This is a genomic window from Streptomyces niphimycinicus (assembly GCF_018883605.1).
Classification (GTDB): Bacteria; Actinomycetota; Actinomycetes; order Streptomycetales; family Streptomycetaceae; genus Streptomyces; species Streptomyces niphimycinicus.
Map to the genome: position 1 here is coordinate 1 of NZ_JAHLEM010001291.1, position 830 is coordinate 830.

Genomic DNA, 830 nt, shown 5'->3' on the forward strand with positions numbered 1-830 from the left:
CGCTGCGAGGACCTCGACGCGCTCTCCGCGCAGGCGGTCGCCGACGCCCGCCGGCTCGCCCCGCTGCGCGCGGAACACGACCGGATCGCCCGCCTCGCCTCGCTCGCCGCGGGCACCTCGACGGACAACGAGCGCAGGATGCGGCTGGAGGCGTATGTGCTGGCGGCCCGGCTGGAACAGGTCGCGGCGGCGGCGAGCGCGCGGCTGCGCCATATGTCCTCCGGGCGCTACACCCTGGTGCACTCCGACGCCCGCTCCGGCGGACGCGGCCGCTCCGGTCTCGGGCTGCATGTCATCGACGCCTGGACCGGCAGCGAACGCGACACCGCCACCCTCTCCGGCGGCGAGACCTTCTCCGCCTCGCTCGCCCTCGCGCTGGGCCTGGCGGATGTGGTCACCGAGGAGGCGGGCGGGGTCCGCCTGGACACCCTCTTCATCGACGAGGGGTTCGGCAGCCTCGACGAACAGACCCTGGACGAGGTCATGGACGTGCTCGACTCGCTGCGCGAGCGGGACCGTACGGTGGGCATCGTCAGCCATGTCGCCGATCTGCGGCGGCGGGTCCCCGCCCAGTTGGAGGTCGTCAAGGGCCGCGAGGGCTCGGCCGTACGGCATCGGATGGCCGCCGCGCACTAGGGGGTCGGGGGCGTCCGGCGGATCGTGACGCCTGCGGCGGGCTGCTTTCCCCTCCCCGCCCCTCCCCACAACTGGGGCTCCGCCCCAGACCCCGCTCCTCAATCGCCGGAGGGGCTGGAAGGCGGGGCTCCGCCCCAGACCCCTGGGCCCAGGGGCGGAGCCCCCGCGTGGTCCGCCGGACAGCCTGTAGCGGG

General features: G+C 75.1%; 1 protein-coding gene. It reads left to right on the plus strand.

The features are described from left to right. Positions 1-636, plus strand: a 636-nt coding sequence (locus KN815_RS49405) for an SbcC/MukB-like Walker B domain-containing protein (RefSeq protein ID WP_301184726.1), incomplete at its 5' end; no start/stop codon positions are given. Between the last annotated feature and the right edge of the window lie 194 nt (positions 637-830).